This is a genomic window from Actinomadura sp. WMMB 499, from assembly GCF_008824145.1.
In the GTDB taxonomy this organism is placed as follows: domain Bacteria; phylum Actinomycetota; class Actinomycetes; order Streptosporangiales; family Streptosporangiaceae; genus Spirillospora.
In genome coordinates, this window is record NZ_CP044407.1 from 3,026,422 (window position 1) to 3,038,873 (window position 12,452).

Genomic DNA, 12,452 nt, shown 5'->3' on the forward strand with positions numbered 1-12,452 from the left:
TGTCCCCGGCGCGGCATGTTCGTTCCGATGAGGGCACCGGAACACGGAAGGGCACCGCGTCCCCGCGGCGGCGCGTGTGAGGATGCGCCGTGTGGGACGCGGACGCGGCGGATCGCACGCCAAGCGCGAAACCGGGGCGATATGCGGGACGTGCGGACGTGGGCGACCCGCGGGACGCGCGGGACGCGCGGCACCTGCGGAACACGTGGGACAAGAGCGACGTGCGCGACGCGCGGGACGTAGGCGACATGCGAAACGTGAGCGATGCGCGGAACCTGCGGGACACACGGGTCGTGGGCGACATGTGGGCGGTGCGTGGGATGTGGGCGCGGTGGACTGTGAGTGCGGTGGAGCGTGAGCGCTGTGGAGGATGAGCTGGTGGGCCTGGCGGGGACCGGCGGGCGGTGGCGGCCGGTGGCCGCGGTTCCGTTCACCGCCGGGGCGGCGGCGCTGGCGCTGATGCCGATCCGTCCGGTGTGGCTGTGGGCAGCGCTGATCGTCGCCGTCGCGGCCGTCCCCTGGCTGCTGGGCGCGCTGCCGGAGGCGCGGCGCCGCCGCCCGCGCCCGTACTGGCGGCTGTCGGCGGACGGCCTGGAGCGCATCGGTCCCGGCGGCCTCGCCCTCACCCGCTACGAACGCGACCGCATCGACGCCCTCGCCGTCACGACCGGCGACGGCGTGCTGACCGTCTTCCACCGGTTCGGCCGGACGGCGGTGGGCGCGACGGCGTCGCTGGGGCTGGAGCCGATCGCGCTGTTCGTCACCGCGCGGCGGCTCGGGATCCCGCTGCACCTGCTGGACGGCGAGGCGGACGACCTGCTCGACCCGGCCGTCGAGGAGGCGCTGCGCGTCCCCGGCCTGGACGACGGCCCGGCGAGCGTCGGGGCGCTGCCGCGCGACCACGCCGCGGAGAAGCGGCTGCTGGACCAGGAGGCGGCGCTGCTGGCCGCCGCGCACGAGCCGGGCGAGCACCTGCCCCGGCTGGGGGGCGAGGTGCGGCTGGACACGCCGGCGCCGCTGCCGAGCCGCCGCCGGATCGCCGCGCTGGGCGCGCTGACCGGGATGCTGGGCGCGGTGATGATCGCGCGGATCGCGGTCGAGGGGACGGGCGCGTTCGGCGCGCGGCTCGCCGCGGCCTGCTGGGCGGTGGCCGCGATCGCCGGGGTGCTGGCCGCGCGGCGGCGGCTGGCGCGGGCCGCGCAGGTCCGGTGGACGATCTCGGCCGAGCGGCTGCTCGTGCGGGCCCGGCCGGGCGGGCGGGCGCCGCTGGCGGTCCCGGCCGACCGGATCGCGGCGCTCGTCGTGGGGCCGGGACTGCGGGCCGACCCGCTGTCCGGGGAGCCGCAGCGCGCCGAGCTGGCCGCGCTCGCATTCGGGCACCGGCTGGAGCTGCTGGCGCGGCTGCCCGCGGACGGCCTGGACGGCTTCCAGCTCGCGCACGCCCTCGACGACCACGGCTACCGGGTGATCACGCCGGGGGCGCGCCCGCCGCGCCGCCCGCACTACGGCCTGGACCGGGTGCCGGACGTCTTCCCGTGGGTGCCCGGCGGCCGGCTCGTCGTCGCGGACGGCGGCCTGGGCTGGGCGGACGCCGCCGGGGACGTCGTCATGCAGGTGCCGGGCGAGCATCTCGGCGTGATCGAGCTGCTGACGATCGCCGGGCACGCGTGGGTGCGGCTGCACGACTCCGACGGCGACGAGCTGCTCGCGGCGCCGCTGTCGGCGCTGCGGATCTCCCGGACGGACCTGCGCGAGTCGGCCCGCCGCGAGGGCCTCCCGGTCAACGACGCCGAGTACGACGCGTACCTGAGCGCCGCGTTCCACTCGGCGGTGTCGACGCTCGCCGATCCGGGTCCGGACACCGAACCGGCCCCCGCGTCGCTCGCGCCGGGCGCCGCGCGGGAGGGCGGGACGGACGCGCGCCCGTCCGAGCGCGCCGACCGGCCGGACGACCGAGCCGACGACCGGGCCGACGCCGACACCGAGGACATCCCGGCCGTGCGGGCGTTCGCGCTGGACCTGGACGCCCCGCCCGGCCCGGCCGCCGCACCGGGCGCGACCCTGGACGCGACGCGCCGGTCCCGGATCGGCACGTACGCGATGAGCGTCGCGCTGTGCGAGGCGGCGGCGCTGCTCGGCGCGGTGTGGCTCGGCCCGGAGCTGGGCGGGTTCAGCCTGGTGGCGAGCTGGGCCGTGCCCGCCGGGGCGCTGGTGGGGCTCGTCGGGAACTGGCTGTACGACCGGAACCGGGCGCAGCTGCGGGTGTCGGCGGCCGGTCTCGCGGTCGTCACCCGGCGCGGCCGCGTCGAGTGGGAGCTGGCCCGCGACCGGATCGGCGGCGTCGGGGTGGACGAGTCGTCGGCGCGGATGCCGCGGCTGGTGGCGTGGGGGCCGTCCGGCCGGGTGCTGCGGCAGGTCGCGTTCCCGCCCGACCTGGCCGAGCTGCGCCGCGCCTGCGAGCGCTACGGCGTCCCGTGGGGCCCGCCGGACGCGGACCGTCCGGCCCCGCCCCCGCCGGAGCTCTGACGCAGCGACCACGTCTTCAGCGGCTCGTACACCGGCTCGGTGTGCTCCTTGCCGGGCAGGTGGCTGCGCACCAGCCGCACCGAGTCGGCCGTCCACGGCGCCCCGGCGAACGCCTGCAGCGACTCCAGCAGCGGGCGGACGTCCAGCGGCCGCCGCGACCGCGCCAGCGTCAGGTGGGGGCGGAACCCGCGGTGCTTGTCGGGCGGCATCCCGGCGCGCCGTCCGGCGGCCGTGGTGGACGCGGCGAGCCGGGCGAGGGCGCGCCGGTCGCCGTAGATGCCCGTCCACAGGACGCGGGCGTGCGCGCCGCCGCCGGGGAACGCGCCCGCGCCGGCGAGCGACAGCGCCATCCGCTCGTGCCGCTGCACGGCACGTTCCAAACGGGGCAGGAGCCGGTCGAGCCGCCGGTCGTCGAACTCGCCGAGGAACGTCAGCGTGACATGGAGCTGCTCGCGCCGCGTCCATCTCAGCTCGGGGACGTCGCCGCGGTGCGGCCGGACGGCCTCCTCGAGCTCGTCCAGGATGTCCGGTGGCGGTACGAGCGCCACGAATAGCCTCATGTGCACGTCCCGAGAGCCACCTGACCAGCTTTCCAGCCGACGGCACCGCTTGTCACGCGGTCGCGGCGCCTCGTGACCGATCGTCCGCCCGATCGTCCGCCCGGTCGTCCGCCGGGTCGTGCGGGCCGGGGCGCGGCCGCCGGGCGAGGACGGCGACGGCGAGCGGCACGATCACGCACACCGTCCCGCCGAGGACGATGCTGGTGCGCGGCCCGAACGTCTCGGCGATCCACCCGATGAGCGGGGCTCCGATCGGGTTCGTCCCGAGGAACACCAGCATGTACAGGCCCATCACGCGGCCCCGCATCTCGGGGGCGACGCTGAGCTGCATCGTCGCGTTCGCGGACGTCGTGAACGTCATGAGCGCGATCCCGGTGGGCACCAGCATCAGCAGGAACGACCAGTAGGTCGGCATCACGCCGGCGAGGATCTCCAGCACCCCGAACACCAGCGCCGCGCCGAGGAGCACCCGCAGCCGGGGCCGGGTCGCGCGGCGCGCCGCGAGCAGGGCCCCGGTGACCGCGCCGACGGCCATCATGCTGCCGGCGAGGCCGAAGGACGACGCGCCGGTGTGGAAGACCTCGCGGGCGACGAGCGCGATCGTCGTCTGCAGGTTCATGCCGAAGGTGGCGACGAACCCCACCAGCACCAGGATGATCACCAGGTCGCGGCGGCCCCGGACGTACCGGAGGCCCTCCATGAGCTGGCCCTTCGCGCGCTTGACCGGCTCGGCGGGGTGCAGCTCGTCGGCCCGCATCGCCTGCAGGCCGACCAGGACGGCGATGTAGGACGCGGCGTTGACCAGGAACACCGGGCCGGTGCCGAGCAGCGCGATCAGCACCCCGGCGACGGCCGGGCCGATCAGCCGGGCGCCGTTGAAGGTGGCGCTGTTCAGCGCGATCGCGTTCGGCAGGTCGCGGCGGCCGACCATCTCGACGGCGAACGCCTGCCGGGTCGGGTTGTCGACGACGGTGGCCATGCCGAGCCCGAACGCCAGCACGTACACGTGCCAGACCTGCGCCGCCCCGGTGATCGCCAGCAGGCCGAGGACGAGCGCGAGCGCCCCCATCGACACCTGCGTGATCATCAGCACGCGGCGCTTGGGGTACCGGTCGGCGATCACGCCGCCCCAGAGGCCGAACAGCAGCAGCGGCAGGAACTGCAGGCCGGTGGTGATGCCGAGCGCGGTGCCGCTGCTGCGCGTCAGCTCCAGGACCAGCCAGTCCTGGGCGATGCGCTGCATCCAGGTGCCGGTGTTGGAGACGATCTGCCCGGTCAGGAACAGCCGGTAGTTGCGGATGCGCAGCGACCGGAACATGCCGCCGCTCGCCTCGGCGGCCGTCTCGGCGGCCGCGTCGGCGCCGCCGTCGGCGGTGGCGGCGAGCTCGCCGACGGGTCCGCCGGCGGCCCCGGCGGTCTTCCCGGCGGTCTTCCCGACGGTCGTCTCGTCTTTGTCGCGGGTACGGCGGGCCGCGGGCGCGGCGGTCTCCCTGAGTGCCGCGCCCCCGGGTTCGTCGGGTCCCTCATCGCCAGAAGTCATTACCATTGCTAACGATAATCGGGACATGCCGATTCCGGCAACCTCACGGATCCGGCGGACGGAGCCGGGGGCGGGTCAGGAACGGCTGAGCTTGTCGATCACCGGGGCGGCCCGGTGCAGGATCTCCCGCTCGTCCTCGGTCAGCTCCCCGAGCCGCCGCGACAGCCACGCCTCCTTGCGCCGCCGCTCGGCCGCCAGCAGCGTGCACCCGCGTTCGGTCGCCTGCAGGACGACCTGCCGTCCGTCCGTCGGATGCGGGCTGCGCGCCACGAGCCCCTGGTCCTCCAGATGCCCGATCACCCGCGTCATCGACGGCGGCTGCACCTTCTCGTGATCGGCCAGCTCGCGGGGCGTCATCGAGCCGTGCCGCTCGATCGCCGCCAGCGCCGCGAACTGGGTGAGCGGCAGCGGGCTGTCCACCCCGCCCTCGGACGCCTCCGGGCGCAGCGTGCGCAGCCGCCGCGACAGCCGCGCGATCGAGATGCGCAGCTCCTCCGCCAGCTCCGGCGACCGCGCACCCGGGGTGTGTTCTGTGGACATGCTCATCGTTCTCCCGTGCCGCCCGTGCCGCCCGTGCCGCCCATGCTGCCATGCCGGACCCGGCCTCGGAGGTGCCCCCGGAGGTGCCCGTTCTCCGCCCGGTCCCGGCACCGTACCCTGGAACCATGACGCGCCAGCGCCGCCCCGACCCGCCGCCGATGGAGACCAACGACGTCCGCATCGCGGTCGTCGGCACGGGCGCCTGGGCCGTCGCGCTCGCCGTCCTGCTCCTCGTCGGCCTGCCCGCCGAGGACCGCTGGTGGATCTGGGTGTGCGTCACCGGCATCGCCATCGGCCTGTTCGCCACCTGGTACATCCCGCGCCTGCAGGCGGGGAGGGCCCGCGCGGAGACCGAGCGCGCCACCGCCCGCCGCGAACACGAACACTCCTGACCGCCCGCTCTCAGCCGTCCAGGTCGCTCTCGGCGAGCAGGACGGCCAGCGCCCCGGGGTCGCGCAGGACGGCCTCGGCCCGCAGCCGCGCCTCCCACTCCCCGGCCGCCCACGCCAGCGCGCGCGCCAGCCCCGCGGGGCCGTCCGCGTGCACCCCGCCGTCGCCCACCCACCACGGCACGTCCGTGCCGTCCACCGTCAGGCGGTCGTGCGCGCGGTAGACGTCCGGCGCGCCGGGCAGCACGGCCCGGACGGCGTCCGGGACGGGACGTTCCGTCCCCGGGCCCCCGACCTCGCCCGCGACCTCCTCGCTCGCGAGCGGCAGGTCGAGCAGCTCGGCGAGCCGGTCCTCGCGGCCCCGCGCGGCGATCACGAGCGGCTGCCCGGCCAGCAGCGGCAGCAGGTCCGGACGGTCGAGGACGAGCGCGTCCCCCGCGTCCACGACCTCGACCGCGCCGCCGGCGCCATCGCCGACGCCGGCGCCGACCACGGCCCGCACCCGCTCCGGCGGGTCCACGTCGAGGTCGGGCTCGTCGGCCAGCGCGTCGGCGAGCGCCGTCCAGAGGGCGCCGAGCCGGTCGCGGGCGACGTCCCGGGCGGGGTCCGCGAGCCGCTCCAGCAGCTCGCGGGCGCCGCCGGGCTCGTCCAGCAGGTCGTCGAGCGAGGTCCGGACGCCGAGCGCCGTCAGCAGCCGCTCGTCCGGCCCGTCCGGCCCGGTGGGCGCCGGGTCGTAGAGCCCGGCCAGCGAGTCGTCCCCGGGCAGCCGGAACTCGCCGGGGCGGCGCCCGTCCAGTACCGGCCGCCGCGCCAGCCACCACGCCGTGTAGGACGGGACGGCCGCGCGCCGCCCCGTGTGCAGGGTGACGTGCGCCGGTTCGACGATCGCGGCGCGCCACGGCGGTTCGGCGAGCAGCCGCAGCGCGGCGGCCCAGTCGTCGACGAGCTCGAGATCGCGGACGGCGGTCAGTTCGGGCACGGCCGGGGGCAGGTCCTGCGGGCCGATGCGGCGCAGGACGTCGTCGGCCCAGCGCTCCTCGCCGTCCAGTTCGAGGGTCTCGGCCTCGTCGGCGAGCGCGGTGAGGTCGACGTCCTCGCCGCGGGCGAGCGCGAACCCGTCGAGGACCCCGGCCGCCGCGAGGGCCTCGGCGCCCCACCTCTCCAGGACCTCCCCGTCGACCACGCCGAACGGTGCGTCGTCCGCCATCAGCCCCCGGAGCGGGCTGCCCGGCAGCAGCAGCTCGCCCGCCGGGTAGAGCTCGCCGTCCTCGCCGGGGAGCGCCAGCTCCGCGAGCCACGGCTCGTCCCCGGGGTCGACCGATCCCGCCGCGACCAGCCCGAGCACCGCTTCCGCGACCGCCGCGGGGTCCTCGGCGTCGAACGACTCCTCCACCGCGGCCCGCACCGCCGGGTCGGCCAAGACGGCCCGCGGCCCGGCCTCGACCGCGCCCAGCCGCCGCAGCAGCGGATGCACGGCCTCCGGGTGGACGAACCGCAGCCCGAGCGCACCCAGCCCCGCCGGGTCGACGCCGTCGGCGATCAGCAGCCCGCGCGGTCCCCGCACCAGCCGGTCGTCGGCGAGCGGGACGGGCAGCGCGCCGAGCCCGTCGGCGTCCGCGCCGTCCAGCGCCGCGTACACGCCGCGCCACCAGCCCGGTTCCCGCTCGATCGCGGCCAGCTCGTCGACCACGTCGGCCAGCTCGATCCGCCGCGCCCCGAGGGCCGCGAGGGCCGGGCTCCGCGCGGGCCAGCCGGCCGGGAGCAGCCCGCCGAACACCGCGGGCCCGTCCCCGTCCCCGTGCCCGCCGAGCAGTTCGACGAACGGTGCCGGGGCGTCCAGGACCAGCGCGTCCCGTCCGCGGGCCCCGCCGGGCAGGACGGGCGCCTCCGGGAGCCGTTCGAGGATCGCCCGCCGCAGCCGCGCGTCCAGCTCCCCCGCCGCCACGGGCCCCGGCACGAGCCGGAGCACCTCCGGGGACGCCGCCCGCGCCCCCAGCAGCCGCACGTAGGCGTCGGCGGCCCGCTCCACCAGGAAGTCGGCCAGCGGCCCGGGGGCGGCGTGCCGCCGGTCGGGGGCCAGCGGGAACGACGCGATCAGCAGCGCGGGCAGGTCGAGCGGCTCGTCGGTGGGCGTGGGCGCGTGCAGCGCCCGCGGGACGTCCCCGCCCTCGGGCAGCGCCCACCGCACCAGCCAGAACGGCCGGTCCCGCTCCTCGACCGGCCGGTCGGCGAGCAGTTCGGCGGGCACCTCCCCGTGCGCCTCGACGGTCGCCCACTCGACCCCGTCGATCACCACGGCCGCACCGGCCGCGCCGTCCGCGCCGAACCCGGCCGCGCCGTCCGGGGCGCCGCCCGGCCCGTCCGGTGCGGCGGTCCCGCCGGCCCGGCCCGGCCGGTGCCGCCGGGCGGTGAGGGTGCGGTGGGCGCCGTCGACCGTGATCTCCACCGATTCGAGGGCCGGCAGCGCGAGCAGCAGCGGAGCCGCGACCTCGGCCAGCCGGGTCCGGACGGACGCGGCCGCGGCGTCGTCGCGCAGCGGCAGCCGGACGGCGGTGTCGAAGCCGTCCGGGATCGGCGGGGCGTCCGCGGCGGGCAGGGCGAACGGCAACCGCAGCAGCGGCACCCGGCCGGCGCGGCGCTCGACCTCCGGGGCGGCCCCGGACACGGCCGCGGCGAGATCGCGGGCGCGGTCGCGCGACCAGGCGACGGCGCCGGTGCGGGACGCGATGGCGGGGGCGTCGGTGACGGCGACGACGGCGGCGAAGCCGACGCCGAAGCGGCCCACGGCGCCCGTGTCGTCCCGTTTCGCGGACGCGCGGAGCGTCGACAGGGCCTCGACCCCGGCGGCGTCGAGGGGCGCGCCGGTGTTCGCGGCCGTGAGGACGCCGCGCTCCAGCGTCAGCCGGAGGCGGCCGGGCACGCCGGCTCGGGCGGCCGCGTCGGCGGCGTTCTGCGCCAGCTCGACGATCACCCGGTCGCGGTAGCCGCCGAGGGCGTGGTCGTCCTCGGTGTTGGCGTCCTCCCGGAACCGCGCGGGGGACGCGTCCCAGGCGTGCAGCACCCGCTCGCGGAGCGTCCGGGTGCCGAAGGGGTCGGGGGCCGCCGGGTCGGTGGCCGCGGTGCGGGCGGTCACGTCAGCCGAGGCCGAGCGCCTCGTCGTCCAGGGACGCCGAGTCGTCCGCCGGGGACGGGACGATGTCGTAGCCGAGCTCGTCGATCACCGGGGGGCCGTGCTCGGACGCGGCCGGGACCGTGACGGCCTCGGAGTGCGCGCCGCAGCCGTGGTCGGCGGAGACGACGCGGCCGTCGTCGGGGGCGTACTCGTTGGCGCACACGCCGAACACCTGGCGCATCTCGCCCGCGAGGGGGAGGTAGAAACCGCAGGTGGAGCACTGGGCGGGGGCGGACGCGGCGATCGGGGCGCGCGGGCCGTGCACGCCGTCGTACCAGCGGGCGGTGGCCTCGTCGCGGCCCTCGCGCGACAGCACCCGGGCCCGGCCGATGCCGGGCTCCCACTGCCCCTCGCGGTCGCCCCCGGCGGCCTGCGCGTACGCCGGGGTGAGCCGGACGTCGTCGGGCGCGGTGGGCAGCAGGTCGCCGGGGCCGAGATCACCGGGGCGGAGCCGCTCGAGCCAGGGCACCCACGCCGGGGCGAGGAGCGCGTCGTCGCCGGGCAGCAGCACGCACTCGTCGACGGTCACGTTCTTGGCGCGGGACGCCCGCGCGACGGTGACCGACCAGCGCCAGCCCCGGTAGGCGGGGTCGAGGCACTCGAACGCGTGCGTGACCACCCGGTCGGCGTCGGCGCGGACGCCGAGATGCTCCCCGACCCGTCCCGGCCAGGCCGTCTCCTCCGCCGCCGCGCGGGCGAGCTCGACGGCCTCGGCGCAGGCGGCATCGACGGCGGGCGTCCGGGTGCGGCGGGGCGCCGTGGCACGGCGGGTCCCCTTGCCCGCCGACGGCGGGGTCTTGGCGTTCTCGGGAGCTGGGCTGGACTGACGCGTTGGGCTCACGCCTCAATTCTCGCCCATGGATCCAAGTGAACGCGCCCGGCTCGGGGCCCCGGCACGCCCCGGACGCCTCAGGAGCCGAGGTCGTCGGCCACGGCGCGCAGCACTGTCGCGATCTTCTTGGCCTCGGCCGCGGACGGGTGCTTGCCGCGCCGGTAGGTGTTGGAGATCCCGTCGAGCAGCTTGATGAGGTCCTCGGTGATCAGCACCATCTCGTCCGGCTTCTTGCGCCGCTGCTTGGCGATGGCCTTCTCGACCGACGGCAGGGTCTCCAGGACCCGCACCTGCATCGCCTGCTGCCCGCGCCTGCCCTCGACCACGCCGAACTCGATGCGCTGCCCGGGCTTGAGCGTCGTCACCCCTCCCGGCAGGGCCGAGGAGTGCACGAAGACCTCACCCCCGTCGTCACGGGTGAGGAAACCGAACCCCTTGTCGGAGTCGTACCACTTGACCTTGCCAGTCGGCACGGGAGACCTCGTCTAGTAATCGTCTGGAATCGGTCCCAAGATTAGTGCCTCACCAGGAACCGCCGGACACGCCGGGGACGCGGGCGACACACCGGGACCAATGATTGCAAAGTACCCGGAACGGCTTCACCCGGCACCCCGTTTTCGGTGCCCGGGAAATGGACGTCAGCGGGCGGTGAAACTCCCGAGCCAGTCCGGGAACGCGTGCAGGTCCGGCAGCACCACGTCCGCGCCGTAGGCGGTCAGCGCGGCGGCGTCGAACGGCCCCGTCGCGACGCCGACGGCGACCGCCGCGGCGGCGCGGGCCGCGTCCACGTCGCCGGTGTGGTCCCCGATGTAGGCGCCGGCGCCGTGCTCGCGCAGCGCGGCGCCCTTGTCGGCGCCGAACAGCCCGCCGACCACGGCGTCCGCGGGCAGCCCCAGGAACCGGACCGTCCGCTCGGTGTCGGCCTGGTTCTTGCCGGACACCACCACGATCCGGCCGTCCCGCGCGCGCACCGCGTCCAGCGCCGCCGCCGCGCCCGGCATGGCGACCGTCGCCGGGAGCGCGACCTCGGGGTAGATCGCCCGGTACCGGGCCGCCATCGCGGGCACCTCGGCGGGCGGGAACCAGTACGCGAGCTCGACCTCCAGCGGCGGCCCGAGCCGTCCCACGACCGCGCCGGTGTCGATGGGGACGCCGCTCTCGGCGGCGAGCGCCGCGTACACCGCGGAGATGCCGGCGCGGGTGTCGGCGAGGGTCAGGTCGAGGTCGAATCCGAGGACCGGCCCCCGGCCGGTCCGCGCGCTCCGGAGGGCTTCGGCGGCCGTTTCCGGTGACATTTCCGGTGAATCGCGGTGCAGCACGCCACACAGGGTAAAGGTCCTCTTAGGACGCACGAGACGCGAGTACCCGCGCCCTCCCGGTAGTGGCGATGCGACGGGATCCGAGTGGGAGAGCGCGGGAACTCTTCGCACGGGCGCCTTCCGTGTGGCCGGAACTGGCCTGTCCGGTCACCGGGAACGCCGCCCGTGCTGCGAGAAATACCCGAGCCCCCGGCCACCAACCGCCCCACCAGGGAAAACACAGCACCCGATAGGGCCACCCCCGGCAAAAGAACGATCACCCGGCCCGGTTGAGGAGGGCACGAACCATGACAGACCGGACGACCGACGGTACCGGCGGCCCCGGCCGCGACACCCGGATCCGGCGGCGCCGCCGCACCCCCGGCGACGGCCCGCCCGCGGGCGCCCGCGCCGCGGGCGCCGTCGCCACCGTCATCTCGGCCGTCACGACGATCGTCGTGGCGATCCTCGCCGTGCACATCGTGTTCGTCGTGTTCGAGGCCAACACCGGCAACGACATCGTCGCGTGGTTCGCCGCCCGCGCCGGCGACCTCGCGTGGCGGTTCGAGGACGTCTTCCGCCCGGACGACGCGAAGACCGCGGTCGCGATCAACTACGGCCTCGCCGCCGCCGTCTACCTCGCCGCCGGACGCGTCATCGCGGCGCTCGTCCGCCGCGCCGTCTGACCGGCGGCCGGAGGGCCGCAGGTCGTCCTGCCGGGGGACGTGGGGGATGCCCCCGGCAGGGCGGCGGCCTGCGAGAACGGTGCGACCCCGGTCACGAATGCGGCTCGCCGGGGCCTGCGCAGCGGCCATGAGGTCCCTGATGCCTTACTGTTCTTGCGGAGGAAATCATCACCATGACGCCAAGTACCCGCGAGCGGATCGTCGCCGAGTCGCTCCGACTGTTCGCCGACCGGGGCTACGCCGCGACGTCCGTCGCCGAGATCGAGGCCGCGGCCGGGCTGTCCCCCGGCGCGGGCGGGCTCTACCGGCACTTCCGGTCCAAGGAGGAGGTCCTCACCTCCGCCATCCGCGAGCACATCGACCGGACCCGCAGGCAGGTCAACGACGTCCTCGCCCACGCGAGCACCTACGAGGACCGCCCGCTGGAGGTCCGGCTGCGCATGACCTGCCAGGCGGGCCTGGCCAAGATGCGCGAGGAGCAGGACCTGATCCGGGTGCTGTTCCGCGATCTCGACCAGTTCCCGAACCTCGTCGCGGAGATGCGCGAGGGCATCGTCAACCCGCTCTACGACGGGATCGCGATGTGGCTCTCCACACAGCCCGAGTACGAGGGGTCCGACGAGGACTGGCCCGCGGTCGCGTCCATCCTGGGCGGGGCGGTCGTGAACTACTGGCTGGCGAACGAGTCCATGTACGAGCCGCCGACCCGCATCGACGAGGCGCGGTTCGTGGACAGCTGGGCGCGGCTCGGCATGGGGCTGGCCAACCGGGAACCGTCGCCCGCGCCCTGACGCGCGGAGACACGTGCCGGTGCGTGCGGCCCGCCTGCGCACACTTCGGAAGCTCCTACCCTGAAGAGAGCCGTCACGACGGCGGCGCGCGACGACGCGCAGAGAATCGGCGGACCGG

At 76.3% G+C, this 12,452-nt stretch carries 11 protein-coding genes; 4 read left to right on the forward strand and 7 right to left on the reverse strand.

Annotated elements, in window-relative coordinates:
* The first annotated feature begins 354 nt into the window (after positions 1 to 354).
* Positions 355 to 2,526, forward strand: a complete 2,172-nt coding sequence (locus F7P10_RS13050) for a hypothetical protein (protein ID WP_254716580.1) — start codon at positions 355 to 357, stop codon at positions 2,524 to 2,526.
* Here F7P10_RS13050 and thpR read toward each other — a convergent pair.
* The 3 genes from thpR to F7P10_RS13065 all read right to left on the reverse strand — a co-directional run bounded on the left by thpR (position 2,463) and on the right by F7P10_RS13065 (position 5,172).
* Positions 2,463 to 3,086, reverse strand: coding sequence for an RNA 2',3'-cyclic phosphodiesterase (gene thpR, locus F7P10_RS13055; RefSeq protein ID WP_151009587.1), 624 nt, complete (start codon positions 3,084 to 3,086; stop codon positions 2,463 to 2,465). The genes F7P10_RS13050 and thpR overlap by 64 nt on opposite strands.
* A gap of 52 nt (positions 3,087 to 3,138) precedes the next feature.
* Positions 3,139 to 4,404, reverse strand: a complete 1,266-nt coding sequence (locus tag F7P10_RS13060) for an MFS transporter (protein WP_151018020.1) — start codon at positions 4,402 to 4,404, stop codon at positions 3,139 to 3,141.
* Between the two features lie 297 nt (positions 4,405 to 4,701).
* Entirely contained in the window at positions 4,702 to 5,172 is a 471-nt protein-coding gene (locus F7P10_RS13065) for a MarR family winged helix-turn-helix transcriptional regulator (RefSeq protein ID WP_151009588.1), read from the reverse strand.
* A gap of 119 nt (positions 5,173 to 5,291) precedes the next feature.
* Between F7P10_RS13065 and F7P10_RS13070 the strand changes: the two genes are divergently transcribed.
* On the forward strand, positions 5,292 to 5,558 hold the full coding sequence (locus F7P10_RS13070; RefSeq protein WP_151009589.1) for a DUF2530 domain-containing protein: 267 nt from the start codon (positions 5,292 to 5,294) through the stop codon (positions 5,556 to 5,558).
* A gap of 10 nt (positions 5,559 to 5,568) precedes the next feature.
* On the opposite strand, the gene F7P10_RS13075 is transcribed toward F7P10_RS13070, so the two are convergent.
* The 4 genes from F7P10_RS13075 to F7P10_RS13090 form a co-directional block, all read right to left on the reverse strand.
* Positions 5,569 to 8,688 carry a sacsin N-terminal ATP-binding-like domain-containing protein gene (locus F7P10_RS13075; protein ID WP_151009590.1) on the reverse strand — a complete coding sequence of 1,040 codons (3,120 nt, stop codon included), beginning with the start codon at positions 8,686 to 8,688 and terminating at the stop codon, positions 5,569 to 5,571.
* A gap of 1 nt (position 8,689) precedes the next feature.
* Positions 8,690 to 9,568: a DUF3027 domain-containing protein gene (locus F7P10_RS13080; RefSeq protein WP_151009591.1), complete on the reverse strand. Its 879-nt coding sequence runs from the start codon at positions 9,566 to 9,568 to the stop codon at positions 8,690 to 8,692.
* 68 nt (positions 9,569 to 9,636) lie between these two features.
* A complete protein-coding gene (locus F7P10_RS45075) occupies positions 9,637 to 10,032 on the reverse strand; it encodes a cold-shock protein (RefSeq protein WP_151009592.1) in 396 nt (131 codons plus the stop codon).
* A 165-nt stretch (positions 10,033 to 10,197) separates the two neighbouring features.
* Positions 10,198 to 10,854: an HAD family hydrolase gene (locus F7P10_RS13090; protein WP_151009593.1), complete on the reverse strand. Its 657-nt coding sequence runs from the start codon at positions 10,852 to 10,854 to the stop codon at positions 10,198 to 10,200.
* Between the two features lie 311 nt (positions 10,855 to 11,165).
* On the opposite strand from F7P10_RS13090, the gene F7P10_RS13095 reads away from it, so the two are divergent.
* Both F7P10_RS13095 and F7P10_RS13100 read left to right on the forward strand, forming a co-directional pair.
* Positions 11,166 to 11,543 (forward strand): hypothetical protein, encoded by a 378-nt coding sequence (locus F7P10_RS13095; RefSeq protein WP_151009594.1) that lies wholly within the window; start codon positions 11,166 to 11,168, stop codon positions 11,541 to 11,543.
* Positions 11,544 to 11,716: 173 nt separating this feature from the next.
* On the forward strand, positions 11,717 to 12,334 hold the full coding sequence (locus tag F7P10_RS13100; protein ID WP_151009595.1) for a TetR/AcrR family transcriptional regulator: 618 nt from the start codon (positions 11,717 to 11,719) through the stop codon (positions 12,332 to 12,334).
* The last annotated feature ends 118 nt before the right edge of the window (positions 12,335 to 12,452 follow it).

What these genes read in the sequence shown, in the direction of transcription:
- thpR (WP_151009587.1), bottom strand. Translation starts at nt 3,086, where the DNA reads ATGAGGCTATTCGTGGCGCTCGTACCGCCACCGGACATCCTGGACGAG.
- F7P10_RS13060 (WP_151018020.1), bottom strand. Translation starts at nt 4,404, where the DNA reads ATGTTCCGGTCGCTGCGCATCCGCAACTACCGGCTGTTCCTGACCGGG.
- F7P10_RS13065 (WP_151009588.1), bottom strand. Translation starts at nt 5,172, where the DNA reads ATGAGCATGTCCACAGAACACACCCCGGGTGCGCGGTCGCCGGAGCTG.
- F7P10_RS13070 (WP_151009589.1), top strand. Translation starts at nt 5,292, where the DNA reads ATGACGCGCCAGCGCCGCCCCGACCCGCCGCCGATGGAGACCAACGAC.
- F7P10_RS13090 (WP_151009593.1), bottom strand. Translation starts at nt 10,854, where the DNA reads ATGTCACCGGAAACGGCCGCCGAAGCCCTCCGGAGCGCGCGGACCGGC.
- F7P10_RS13095 (WP_151009594.1), top strand. Translation starts at nt 11,166, where the DNA reads ATGACAGACCGGACGACCGACGGTACCGGCGGCCCCGGCCGCGACACC.
- F7P10_RS13100 (WP_151009595.1), top strand. Translation starts at nt 11,717, where the DNA reads ATGACGCCAAGTACCCGCGAGCGGATCGTCGCCGAGTCGCTCCGACTG.